We start from the raw sequence: 11,095 nt of genomic DNA on the forward strand, positions 1-11,095 counted from the left end.
AATAAAAGTAAGCATAAAAAATTTTTTAAAAAAACCCTTGCAAAATTCATAAAGTCCATATATAATAAATTGTGTTGACGGCGATAAGGCAGTTAAGATTTAATACCGGGGTGTGGCGCAGATGGGAGCGCGCGTGGTTTGGGACCATGAGGTCGCAGGTTCAATCCCTGTCACCCCGACCAAAGGTTTAGCAAAGAAGCTGAACCTATTTTTTACATATAACAGGAAAATTTTACCGGGGTGTGGCGCAGATGGGAGCGCGCGTGGTTCGGGACCACGAGGTCGCAGGTTCAAGTCCTGTCGCCCCGACCAACAAAAAAAGCTGTAAATATAACATTTACAGCCTGTAATTTTTATTTTGCTTTTTTAACATATTTATATAACACAAATAAAAGGCATATAATTACTCCAATTAAGCTTACAAGTTGGGCAACTCTAAAGGGTCCTAACATCAAACTGTCTGTTCGAAGACCTTCAATAAAAAATCTTCCCAATGAGTATAATCCGATGTATAAAAATATTATTGTACCATCCTTTAAGTTCTTCCTTAAAAGAATAATTAATAGAATAAATACAGAGAAATCCCAGATTGATTCGTATAAGAAAGTCGGATGGTAGTATGAGCCTCCAATATACATACCTTTCTGAATAAAATCAGGAAAACGGCTAATAAATTCATAACTAACCTGGGAACCATAAGCTTCCTGATTGAAAAAATTTCCCCAACGTCCAACTGCCTGTGCTATAATAATCGATGGAGCTGCAACGTCTGCATATCTTAAAAATTTAAATTTTGTTCTTAGCATATATTAGGGCTGAAATTATGCCAAAGATTATCCCGCCATGAATAGCAAGTCCACCCTGACGAATGTTTATTATCTCCGATAGATGGTTTTTATAGTAATTAAATTCAAATATTACATAATATACTCTTGCACCAATTATCCCAGAAGGAATAGCAATGAGCAATATATCGAGAAATTTTTCATAGTCAATATCTTTTATTTTACAACTATTTTTAGCTATTAAGATACCTAAAACCATCCCACTGGCTATTAAAATTCCATACCATTTTATAGGAATTCCAAAAATATAAAACGCTGTTGAACTCATAGTTTTTCTCCCATACTATTTATTTTTTATATTCTTCTTCTGATATTTTATCACCTTCAAGTTTTTCTTCAGGTTCTTGTTCCTCAGCCTTTTTAACAGGCATAGGCAGGGAATGTCTTGAAAGCATTTTTATTCCCCCGTAGGTCATGATAGAAAATAGTATTAAAGAAATTATCATTTGTATTTTTTCCATTTCAATTCCTCCAATTATGTTTATTGCTTCGGAATTTGCATATACCATTGCTAAAACTATTTAAGATAGTCTTCACCAACTAAATATACATCTCCTGCACCCATCGTTATAAGGAGATCCCCTTCTTTAAGTTCATTACTCAAATCTTCAACAATTTCCTTAAAAGAACTTATATGCACTGCATTGACGCCATAATTTTTAACTGCCTCGCATAACTTATTTGAACTTACAAGTCCTGTGTCCTTTTCTCTAGCTGCATATATGTCTGTTAAGATAAGTTTATCAAGCCCATTAAAGGCTTTAGCAAAATCTTCAAACAGAGTATAGGTTCTAGTATAGGTATGGGGTTGGAATACACAGAAAATTCTTTTGTGTGGATAGTTTTTTGCAGCCTTTATTGTTGCAATAATTTCTGCTGGATGGTGGGCATAATCATCTATAACTACAACTCCATTTTTCTCACCTTTTTTCTCAAACCTTCTATGTGTTCCAGTAAAAGATTTCAGACTAGCTGCAGTAACATCCTTGTCAATTCCTAAAAAATAACTACAGGCTATTGCTGACAAAGCATTTAAAACATTATGTTCACCAGGAACAGAAAGGCTAAATCTACCGTAGTCTTCCCCTTTATAGCAGGCTGTAAAGGAAGGGAAGCCCTTTGAATCATAAACTATGTCTTTAGCAGTAAAATCACCATGTTTTATACCGTATGTCAAAGTATTGCATTTAACCTTTTTACAGATATCAATTACCCTATCATCCTCGGCACAACCAATTAAGAGGCCGTCTTTCGGAATAAGATCTGCAAATGCAAAGAAAGTGTCATGGATTTCCTTTATATCTTTATAATAATCAAGATGATCAGCATCTATGTTTAAAATTATTCCTATATAAGGATAGAACTTAAGGAAACTTCCTTTATATTCACATGCTTCAGTAATAAAATAGGGGCTTTTGCCAGGCTTTACATTGCCGTCAATAGCATCTAATTCTCCGCCAACCATTATAGTAGGATCAAGGTCTGCATTGAGTAAAACTGTTGAAATCATTGAAGTTACAGTAGTTTTACCGTGGGTTCCAGAAACCGCAATGCCCTTTGAAAATTTTTTCATTATAGCGCCTAAAAATTCAGCTCTATCCATCAGGGGAATATCTAAATTTTTTGCTTCTATTAATTCTGGATTATCATCTTTTACAGCAGCTGTGTAAACAACCAAATCAGCTCCATGAACATGACTGGGTTCATGACCTATAAATATATCTGCACCTAATTTTTGCAATTTATCAGTGAATTTAGATTTAGATCTATCAGAACCAGAAACATGATAGCCGTAGTCAATCAATATTTCAGCCAGCCCGCTCATACTGATTCCACCAATGCCAATAAAATGAACTTTTTTATTTTTATCGTTATAAATATCAAACATACAATCACTCCTAGACTTTCCTTATTTAAATTATAGACAAAAATATTATAACATAATACAAAATGAAATAATAATTTTAAATTATAAATATAATTTTACTCAGCTATGAAGAAAACTTAGATACTTGCAATGGTAAAAGGAATACTATAAAATGAAATTTAAGGACGTAAAAACAAAGCAATGTTCGTGTAAACATGTACATTTAAAATTATGTATAGGAATGAAATTTTATGACAAAAATATAGAAGTATGGATAGGAAGTGATTCTATGGAACGTTTACACCGCAAGGAGAGAGTAGCGGCTATATTAAAGGTTTTATCAGATAATCCCAATGTAATCTTTAGTTTGGGATATTTCTCTGAAATATTTGATTCTGCCCGTTCAACTTTAAGTGAAGATATCACAATTGTAAAAAAAGTAGTTGAAAATCTGAAATGTGGAGTTGTAGAAACTCTTCCTGGTGCTGCTGGAGGAGTTAAATATGTACCGGGTATATCCAGAGAAGAAGAAGAGGAATTTATAAGTAGATTATGCGATATGATTAAAACCTCCGACAGAATTATACCAGGTGGCTTTCTATATATGAATGACATCATCTATTCTCCAGAGATATCAAGTAAGATAGGGATTATTATGGCACAATATTTTAGGGACAAGAACCCTGACTATGTTCTTACAATAGAAACCAAAGGAATACCTATAGCCATGATGACAGCCAAGGCATTAAATATTCCTCTTGTTATCATTAGAAGCGATAACAGGGTTACTGAGGGCTCAACAGTTAGCATCAATTATATATCAGGTTCATCAAAGAGAATGAGGACTATGAGTTTATCAAAAAGATCAGTTAAAAAGGGAAGCAGATGTATTTTTATTGATGATTTCATGAGGGCTGGCGGAACTGCAAATGGAGTTATTGAACTTATGAAGGAATTTGATTGCAGTGTAGAAGGTATAGGTGTTCTTGTTGAAAGTCTGCCATATAATAAAAGACTGGTTCAGAATTATGTTTCTTTAATGAATTTAGAAAGTATTGACGAAGAAAAGGGAGAAGTAAAGATACATCCATCTATGAGAAAATAACATTATTAAATTTGGGAAAAATATTTCGAAATTTTCTGTAAGTTTTGCAGGAAAAACCGAATTTGTGAAGAATTATTCAGTAATAGCAACTGGGAAGGTGGTGATACTGTGCAAATCACAGATGTAAGAGTGAGGAAAATTGCTAATGAAGGTAAAATGAAAGCTATAGTCTCAGTAACATTCGACAACGAATTTGTAGTACACGATATCAAGGTAATAGATGGACAAAACGGTCTTTTTATTGCTATGCCAAGCAGAAAAACACCAGATGGAGAATTTAAGGATATCGCTCATCCAATTAACACTGAAACAAGGGAAAAAATTCAAGGGGCAATACTCGCTGAGTATGAAAAAGTTAAAAATAGTGCTGAAGCTGAAATGGCTCAGGAATAAAGAGGAAGTTAAAAACTTCCTTTTTATTTTTTTATATAATTACCATATTTATAACACACATAAAGAAAAAACTAATAAATAATATACAAAAAATAGTTATGATTCTTTTCTATGTAACGAATATTAAACAATGTACAAATCTTAAAATAACGTTTGAATATTACGAAAAAAGTAATTTGATATATTTTTTGGCTGTTTTTCATTGAATTATGTATTCTATTGAAATATAATAAAATAGGTTACAAAATTGCTTTTAATAAAGTAGAGGTGCAAATTATGGAAAAGTGCTATGGTATTATTTTAGCAGCAGGAGAAGGAAAAAGAATGAAATCCAAGCTGCCTAAGGTACTTCATGAAGTATGCGGAAAATCCATGGTAGGACATGTTATAGACGCTGTTGTTTCATCAGGAGTAGATGATTTTATAGTAGTTGTAGGGCACAAAGCAGAAATAGTTAAGACACATCTTGGAGATACTATAAAAACGGCATATCAGGATAGACAACTGGGAACAGGTCATGCAGTAATGTGTTGTGAAGATTTTTTAAGAGATAAAGAGGGAACTGTAATAATTCTTGCAGGAGATGCACCACTTATTACTTCAGACACAATTTCTAAGGTTTTTGAATTTCACAATAGCAATAATTTTTCAGCAACTATTCTTACTGGGGATACTGATTATCCAGATGGTTTCGGAAGAATAATACGAGACGCTTCAGGAGAAGTTGAGAGAATTGTTGAGCATAAGGATGCAACAGAGGAAGAAAGAAAAGTAAAAGAAGTAAATTCAGGAACTTACTGCTTTAATATCAAACATCTTTTAGAGGCTTTAAAAAACATAAATAATAATAATGCTCAGGGAGAATACTACTTAACTGATGCCATAGAGATTTTAAAGAAATCAGGTAAAAAGGTAGGGGCTTTCAAAGCGGATTTTAACGAGTTTATGGGCGTAAACTCAAGGGTTCAGCTTGCAGATGCTAATGAAGTAATGAGAAGAAGGATTTTAGAAAAACATATGAACAATGGTGTTACTATTTTAAATCCTAACTCAACATTCATAGGTGTTGATGTAACAATTGGGGCAGATACTATTATCTATCCAGGAGTTATCATAGAGGGAAAGACAATAATAGGTGAAGATTCTATAATAGGACACAACACAAGAATAGTGGATAGTAATATAGATAATGGGGTTAAGATTCAATCATCGGTTATATTAGAAAGTCATATAATGGAGGGTGCAAATGTAGGACCATTTGCATATATAAGACCGGATAGTGTTATTGGAAGGGATGCTAAGATTGGTGATTTTGTTGAGATAAAAAAATCCACCATAGGAGAAGGAACAAAAGTTTCACATCTTACTTATATAGGAGATGCTGAGGTTGGTGAAAATTGTAATTTTGGCTGCGGAACAGTGTTTGTAAATTATGATGGATCAAAGAAACACAAGACTGTAATTGGAAACAATGTATTTGTAGGATGCAATACAAATTTAGTTGCTCCTGTTACAGTTGAAGACGATAGCTATATTGCTGCAGGTTCAACAATTACTGAGGATGTACCAAAGGGTTCCTTAGCCATAGCAAGAAGTAAGCAGGTAAATAAAGAAGGATGGGTGGAAAAAAAGGGTATCTGGAAAAAATAGCATAGGAGGAATATATAATGATAACACACGGCAAAAATATCAAGATATTTACGGGTAATTCAAACCCTCTATTGGCAAAGGAGATTGCAGAAATAGTAGGAGTTCCAGTAGGTAAGGCTGAAGTAGGCAGATTTAGCGATGGGGAAATTTCAGTAAACATCGGTGAAACAGTAAGAGGAGCAGATGTTTTCGTTATTCAATCAACAAATAATCCTGTAAATGACAACTTAATGGAGCTTTTAATTATGATTGATGCCTTTAAGAGAGCTTCAGCTGGTCGAATAACTGCAGTTATCCCATATTATGGATATGCAAGACAGGACAGAAAAGCAAAGGCAAGAGATCCTATCACAGCTAAATTAGTGGCTGATTTAATTCATACTGCTGGAGCAGACAGAGTTCTTACTATGGACCTTCATGCTGCTCAGATACAAGGATATTTTGATATACCAGTAGACCATCTTTTAGGATTACCATTATTAGCAAAATACTATCAGACATTAAATCTTGATGAAGATGAAGTTGTAGTTGTATCACCAGACCTTGGAAGTGTTACAAGGGCAAGAAAATTTGCAGATAGATTACATGCACCAATTGCAATAATAGATAAGAGAAGACCAAAAGCCAACGTATGCGAAGTAATGAATGTAATTGGAGATATTAAAAATAAGACGGTTATAATGATAGATGATATGATAGATACAGCTGGAACTATATGCAATGCAGCAAATGCCCTTGTTGATTTAGGAGCAAAGGAAGTATTGGCATGCTGTACACATGCAGTTCTATCAGGTCCAGCAGTTGAAAGAATACAAAACTCAGCAATAAAAGAGCTGGTTGTTTTAAACACAATACAGCTTTCAGAACAGAAGAAAATAGATAAGATTAAATCTATTTCAGTAGCACCAATGTTTGCTGAGGCAATAAAGAGAATTTACGAAGACTTATCTGTGAGTATGATATTTGAATAAAAAAGTTGCTCAACAAGGCAATGTCATTAAGCTAAGAAATTGAAGAAATAATTTTGAACAGAGTATGTAAAAATGCATGCCCTGTTCTTTTTTATATAGGGACACATAAGTAGTGTTATATATTAATAAATAACATCTTCCTTAATAGGCAGTTGTAAATCTATAATTAAAATGAGAAAATATATAAATAAAATATGTTATATAGGAGGGTTTTCGTATGGTTGAAACAAAAATTATGATTGTAGATGATGACAATAACATTTGCGATTTAATAGAAATGTATCTTTTGAAGGAAGGCTATAAGATATATAAGGCCCATAATGGAAAGGATGCTATTAAGATATTTAATGATAAGCAGATTGACCTTGTAGTTCTTGATGTAATGATGCCTGTTATGGATGGTTATGAGGTTTTAAGGGAAATAAGAAAAACTTCTCAAATACCTGTTTTAATGCTGACTGCAAAGGGTGAGACCTTTGACAGGGTATTAGGATTAGAGCTTGGTGCAGATGATTATATAGTAAAGCCCTTTGAACCAAAGGAGTTAGTGGCTAGAATCAGGGCGGTTTTAAGAAGATATAAACCACAGACTCAAAAAAGAGCACTAGAATATGACAACATTATAATTGATGCGGATTCCTATATTGTTACCCATAACGGGAATAACATTGAGATGCCGCCTAAGGAATTTGAACTTCTTTATTTTCTAGCTTCTAATCCTAATAAGGTCTTTACAAGGGATCAGCTTTTATATGAAGTGTGGGGATATGACTATCCTGGAGATTCAAGGACTGTTGACGTTCATGTAAAGAGAATAAGAGAGAAATTAGGGGAACAAAATACATGGCAGCTTAAAACTGTTTGGGGAGTTGGATATAAATTTGAGGTGAAATAAATGAAGAAAAGTCTCTTTACAAAGCTTATAAGTACTTATTTTTTAATACTGGTTATATCATACAGTCTTGTGGCTGTATTTCTTTCCCTTTGGTTTTACAATTATTATTACAGCCAAAAAGTTAATGCTCTATTAACAGAGGGTAACAATTTAAGTAAAACTGTTGTCAGTTATTTAAACAAAAAAACCAGTATCTCAAGGCTAAAATATGAATTGTCAGTTGTAGACAGGCTACTTAATGCTAGAATATGGATTGTGGATAAATATGGTTATATTTATGTGTATTCAGGAACAGAAACTGATGAATTTCTTGGTAAACAATTAAAAAATAAAGAGATTGAAGAAGTTATGAAGGGCAACATTGTAAATGAAAAGGGGCTGTTTAAAGAAAAATTTGATGTGAGGATGATGACAGTAGGCCTTCCAATAATGATGAATGACCAGACAATTGGAAGCATTTTTTTACATGCTCCTTTAGGAGAAATTACAGCTGCCCTAAAGAGAATATATTTTGTCATCTGGATGTCTGCTTTCTTCGCAATAATAATATCTGCCATAATAATTTATTATTTTTCAGACAGGATATTAATAAAACCCTTAGGAAAAATAAACGATACTGCAAAATCTATATCAAAGGGGGACTTTGATAAGAGGGTAAAAATCAGTTCCAGTGATGAGATTGGCGATTTAGCCGTTTCTTTTAACTATATGGCAGATTCTCTCCAGAATTTAGAGAGCATGAGGAAAAGCTTTGTTGCTAATGTATCACATGAATTAAGATCTCCAATGACCTCAATCAATGGTTTCATTGTTGGAATGCTTGATGGTACAATTCCAAGGGATAAGTGGGAATATTACTTAAAAATTGTGAACGACGAAATAAAAAGATTAATAAGGCTTATAAACGATTTATTGGATTTAGCAAGATTAGAATCAGCAGAGTTTTCATTAAATATGGGAATCTTCGATATAAATGAACTTATAAGAGAGAGGGTAATTAAATTTGAGGACAAAATAAACAAAAAACAAATAGAAATGGATGTTGTCCTTGTTGACAATAAAATGAATGTTAAGGGAGACAGAGATAGAATAGACCAGGTTATAACTAATCTTTTAGATAACGCCATAAAATTTGTTCATGATGGAGGAAAGATTCAAATTAAAACTGAAATTAAAGATAATAGGCTTTTGGTAAGTGTATTTAACAATGGTACACCGATACCAAAGGAAGAAATAAAATATATCTGGGACAGATTTCATAAGGCTGATAAGGCTAGAACAAAGGGCGGAGGAACAGGATTAGGATTATCAATAGCAAGGCAGATTGTAAACCAGCATAAGCAAACCATCTGGGTAGAGTCTGGAGAAAAGGGTACAAAATTTACTTTTACTTTGAGTTTAGAATAAGTTATTTGTTTTTTCAATCTTTGTTCATACTTTTGTAAAAAAACAGGCATATAATCAAAGGTAGTAGGAGGTGTGAAGATGGATTATAATAATAATTCCTGGGAAAGCGGAATAAAATTTGTAGAAGAAAAAAGAGAAAAAAAAGTATTAAGAGTTTTAGGATTAATATTAGTGGTATTTTTTTCAGCATCTATTGGTGGAATAATTGGAGGATATTATGTTAAGAAAAATTATAGCGAATCCTACTATAATCAAATAAGTGAAAATAAAGATAAAATAAATAATTTTAGTTCAAAGGAGTCTACATCATACTTGCCTAAAAACTCTATAACGAAAGTAGCTGAATTAGTAGGTCCTGCAGTTGTTGGAATAAGTAACAATGATGTTGATTTCTTTGGTCAGGAATCCTTACAGGGAAGTGGTTCGGGAATAATTTTTGACAAATCTGGATACATTGTTACAAATGAACATGTTATAGAAGATGCAGGAAAAATTACGGTAACCTTATCAGGTGGGAAAAGTGTTCCTGCCACCCTTATTGGAAGTGATGCAAAAACGGATTTAGCAGTTTTAAAAATAAATGTAGAAAATCTACCAGTAGCTAAATTTGGAGATTCCTCTAAGGTGAGGGTGGGAGATGTGGCAGTAGCAATAGGTAACCCACTTGGACAAGAGTTTGCAGGCTCAGTTACTGTTGGTGTGGTAAGTGCACTAAATAGAAATATTCAAATGGATGACAGAAGTTATAAAGTTATTCAGACAGATGCTTCTATTAATCCAGGTAATAGTGGTGGTGCATTGTGTAACGAAGCTGGTGAGGTAATTGGAATAAATAGTTTAAAAATTGGTTCGGCAGAGGGAATGGGATTTGCAATTCCTATAAACGAGGCTAAGCCAATAATAGAATCTTTAATAAAGAATGGGTATGTTTCAAGACCTTATCTAGGAATATATTTTCAATTCATTGATGAAGATGCATCAAGGCAATATGGTGTGCCAGTAGGGGTATATGTTCAAAAGGTAGTGCCACAATCAGGGGCAGATGATGCTGGTGTAAGGCCTGGCGATATAATAGTTTCAGCAGGAGGACAGGAAATAACAAGGGAAGAAGCATTGTCAGAAGTACTGGAGAAATATAAGGTAGGAGATACCCTGAAGGTAAAATTGTATAGAAACGGCAGATATAAAGATTTCAGCATAAAACTTGGAGACGCATATAATAGATAACAAAATTGCAGCTTTTGTTTGCATATAATCTATATCAAATAATAAAAAAGCCCTTGGGCTTTTTTATTATTTTTTAGAATAATTTTGTGATATACTATAAATACGCAATATTTACTGAGGAGTGTTTATTATGTTTTTAGTAGTTGGACTAGGAAACCCTGGAAGACAATATGAAGGAACGCGACATAATGTGGGATTTGATGTTATAGATTGGATTGCTGAAAAGGAAAATATAGACATTAGTAGAATAAAATTTAAGGGGTTAGTTGGGGAAAAGGTTATTGCAGGAGAGAAAGTGATTTTTTTAAAACCATCCACATATATGAACTTAAGCGGAGAGAGTGTAAGGGAAGCAGCAGCTTTTTATAAAATTCCTCCTGAAAATATAATAGTTATATATGATGATGTGGCGATTGAGGTTGGAAGATTAAGAATAAGACCTTCAGGAAGTGACGGTGGCCAAAATGGAATGAAAAGCATTATCTATCAGCTTAACAGCAATGAATTTCCCAGAATAAGAATTGGTATAGGAAGGCCAGTTGGTGATATGGCAGATTATGTACTGGGAAGATTTTCACCACAGGATAGAAAATTAGTTGATGAAGTAATAAAGGCAGCAGGGGATGCTGTAATGGAAATCATACAAAATGGAATACAAAGTGGAATGAATAAGTATAATAGCTTTAAAGTAAGTCAAGAATAAGAATATAATATAATCAAAAGCCCGAGAGGTAG

At 33.4% G+C, this 11,095-nt stretch carries 10 protein-coding genes, 2 tRNA genes and 1 pseudogene; 10 read left to right on the forward strand and 3 right to left on the reverse strand.

Features of this window, described 5'->3' with window-relative positions; all coding sequences use genetic code 11:
* The first annotated feature begins 106 nt into the window (after window positions 1-106).
* Both Q428_RS10130 and Q428_RS10135 read left to right on the forward strand, forming a co-directional pair.
* Window positions 107-182 (forward strand) — tRNA-Pro (locus Q428_RS10130).
* Between the two features lie 54 nt (window positions 183-236).
* Window positions 237-312: transfer RNA gene (locus Q428_RS10135), tRNA-Pro, on the forward strand.
* Between the two features lie 41 nt (window positions 313-353).
* Here the strand turns inward: Q428_RS10135 and lgt are convergent.
* The 3 genes and pseudogenes from lgt to murC form a co-directional block, all read right to left on the reverse strand.
* Window positions 354-1,113 (reverse strand): annotated as a pseudogene (lgt, locus tag Q428_RS10140) (prolipoprotein diacylglyceryl transferase).
* Window positions 1,114-1,132: 19 nt separating this feature from the next.
* Window positions 1,133-1,306: a hypothetical protein gene (locus tag Q428_RS15465; protein WP_161633621.1), complete on the reverse strand. Its 174-nt coding sequence runs from the start codon at window positions 1,304-1,306 to the stop codon at window positions 1,133-1,135.
* A gap of 56 nt (window positions 1,307-1,362) precedes the next feature.
* Window positions 1,363-2,733: a UDP-N-acetylmuramate--L-alanine ligase gene (gene murC, locus Q428_RS10150; protein WP_035380621.1), complete on the reverse strand. Its 1,371-nt coding sequence runs from the start codon at window positions 2,731-2,733 to the stop codon at window positions 1,363-1,365.
* A gap of 151 nt (window positions 2,734-2,884) precedes the next feature.
* Between murC and purR the strand changes: the two genes are divergently transcribed.
* From purR to pth, 8 genes are all read left to right on the forward strand, one after another.
* Complete coding sequence (purR, locus tag Q428_RS10155) at window positions 2,885-3,817, forward strand: pur operon repressor (protein ID WP_341349033.1); 933 nt, start codon at window positions 2,885-2,887, stop codon at window positions 3,815-3,817.
* A 108-nt stretch (window positions 3,818-3,925) separates the two neighbouring features.
* Window positions 3,926-4,210, forward strand: a complete 285-nt coding sequence (spoVG, locus tag Q428_RS10160) for a septation regulator SpoVG (RefSeq protein ID WP_035380623.1) — start codon at window positions 3,926-3,928, stop codon at window positions 4,208-4,210.
* 276 nt (window positions 4,211-4,486) lie between these two features.
* Window positions 4,487-5,860, forward strand: a complete 1,374-nt coding sequence (glmU, locus tag Q428_RS10165; RefSeq protein WP_035380625.1) for a bifunctional UDP-N-acetylglucosamine diphosphorylase/glucosamine-1-phosphate N-acetyltransferase GlmU — start codon at window positions 4,487-4,489, stop codon at window positions 5,858-5,860.
* Window positions 5,861-5,877: 17 nt separating this feature from the next.
* Window positions 5,878-6,831 carry a ribose-phosphate diphosphokinase gene (locus Q428_RS10170; RefSeq protein WP_035380627.1) on the forward strand — a complete coding sequence of 318 codons (954 nt, stop codon included), beginning with the start codon at window positions 5,878-5,880 and terminating at the stop codon, window positions 6,829-6,831.
* 217 nt (window positions 6,832-7,048) lie between these two features.
* A complete protein-coding gene (locus Q428_RS10175) occupies window positions 7,049-7,726 on the forward strand; it encodes a response regulator transcription factor (RefSeq protein ID WP_035380629.1) in 678 nt (225 codons plus the stop codon).
* Entirely contained in the window at window positions 7,727-9,133 is a 1,407-nt protein-coding gene (locus Q428_RS10180; protein WP_035380631.1) for a sensor histidine kinase, read from the forward strand. It abuts the gene before it with no gap.
* A 72-nt stretch (window positions 9,134-9,205) separates the two neighbouring features.
* Window positions 9,206-10,360: a S1C family serine protease gene (locus Q428_RS10185; RefSeq protein ID WP_423219592.1), complete on the forward strand. Its 1,155-nt coding sequence runs from the start codon at window positions 9,206-9,208 to the stop codon at window positions 10,358-10,360.
* 130 nt (window positions 10,361-10,490) lie between these two features.
* Complete coding sequence (gene pth, locus Q428_RS10190; RefSeq protein WP_035380635.1) at window positions 10,491-11,063, forward strand: aminoacyl-tRNA hydrolase; 573 nt, start codon at window positions 10,491-10,493, stop codon at window positions 11,061-11,063.
* Window positions 11,064-11,095 lie beyond the last annotated feature (32 nt).

This window comes from Fervidicella metallireducens AeB (genome assembly GCF_000601455.1).
Lineage (GTDB): Bacteria > Bacillota > Clostridia > Clostridiales > Caloramatoraceae > Fervidicella > Fervidicella metallireducens.

Excerpts from the sequence above, each read along its gene's own strand:
- Q428_RS15465 (WP_161633621.1), bottom strand. The coding sequence starts at position 1,306 with ATGGAAAAAATACAAATGATAATTTCTTTAATACTATTTTCTATCATG.
- murC (WP_035380621.1), bottom strand. The coding sequence starts at position 2,733 with ATGTTTGATATTTATAACGATAAAAATAAAAAAGTTCATTTTATTGGC.
- purR (WP_341349033.1), top strand. The coding sequence starts at position 2,885 with ATGAAATTTAAGGACGTAAAAACAAAGCAATGTTCGTGTAAACATGTA.
- pth (WP_035380635.1), top strand. The coding sequence starts at position 10,491 with ATGTTTTTAGTAGTTGGACTAGGAAACCCTGGAAGACAATATGAAGGA.
- Q428_RS10175 (WP_035380629.1), top strand. The coding sequence starts at position 7,049 with ATGGTTGAAACAAAAATTATGATTGTAGATGATGACAATAACATTTGC.
- Q428_RS10170 (WP_035380627.1), top strand. The coding sequence starts at position 5,878 with ATGATAACACACGGCAAAAATATCAAGATATTTACGGGTAATTCAAAC.
- Q428_RS10180 (WP_035380631.1), top strand. The coding sequence starts at position 7,727 with ATGAAGAAAAGTCTCTTTACAAAGCTTATAAGTACTTATTTTTTAATA.
- glmU (WP_035380625.1), top strand. The coding sequence starts at position 4,487 with ATGGAAAAGTGCTATGGTATTATTTTAGCAGCAGGAGAAGGAAAAAGA.